This is a genomic window from Polaromonas sp. P1_G4 (assembly GCF_056405475.1).
Window position 1 is genome coordinate 1 of sequence record NZ_JBFUCA010000945.1, and the last position, 849, is coordinate 849.

Annotated in this window: 2 protein-coding genes; both read left to right on the forward strand. The window is 59.2% G+C overall.

Annotated elements, in window-relative coordinates:
* On the forward strand, positions 1 to 345 hold a 345-nt coding region (locus AC1D1X_RS24635), incomplete at its 5' end, for a VTT domain-containing protein (protein ID WP_477699533.1).
* A gap of 126 nt (positions 346 to 471) precedes the next feature.
* Positions 472 to 849 (forward strand): AMP-binding protein (locus tag AC1D1X_RS24640; RefSeq protein ID WP_477699534.1); only part of this gene is annotated, 378 nt, incomplete at its 3' end.

Consider the following 849-nt stretch of genomic DNA (forward strand, 5'->3'; position numbering starts at 1 on the left):
TCGCGCTGGTTCAACAAAAAGGCTTTTGACCAGGCCCACGCGTTTTACGAGCAGTATGGCGGCATCACCATCATCGCGGCGCGTTTCATGCCCTTTCTTCGCACCTTTGCCCCTTTTGTCGCGGGCGTATCGGACATGACACGCAGCAAGTTCACGTTGTACAACCTTGTGGGCGGCGCGCTGTGGGTCGGTGGAATCATCACGGTAGGGTATTTTTTCGGCAACATTCCGTTTGTCAAAACCCATCTCGACAAAATCATCTGGGCCATGATTTTTATTCCCGGCCTGATTGTTATTTTCGGCGCCTGGAAGGCCAGGCGCAAAGCAGGCAACGCCGGCGCCTGAAGGTGCGCTGATACGCATTCGCCCAAAAGGCCTGTTGTTGAACGGGCTTGATGCAACGCCGCCACGCGCAACTGCGCACGTGATAAAAAATGACAGTGCCGCCTTTCCGGCTGGCAGGAAACCTGAATGAACATCACCCCCCTGGACCTTGCCGCAGTGCACACGCTGCCGGAATTACTGGCCTTTCGCGTGGCACACAGCCCCGAGGCTGAGGCTTACCGTGAATTTGATGCCGTCACCGGGCAATGGTGCAGCACCTGCTGGGCTGAGGCCAGCGAGCGGGTCGCGCGGTGGCGACGCGCGCTGGCGGCCACGCAACTGCCGGCCCATGCAAGTGTCGCGATCCTCTTGCCTAACGGCCTTAATGCGGTGAGCATTGACCAGGCAGCCCTGTCGTTGGCGCTGGTGCCTGTGCCGCTGCACGCCATTGACAATGCCGGCAGCATTGCCTACATCCTGGCCGACTGCGAAGCTTCCCTGCTGATGGTGTCATCGCTTTCGCAG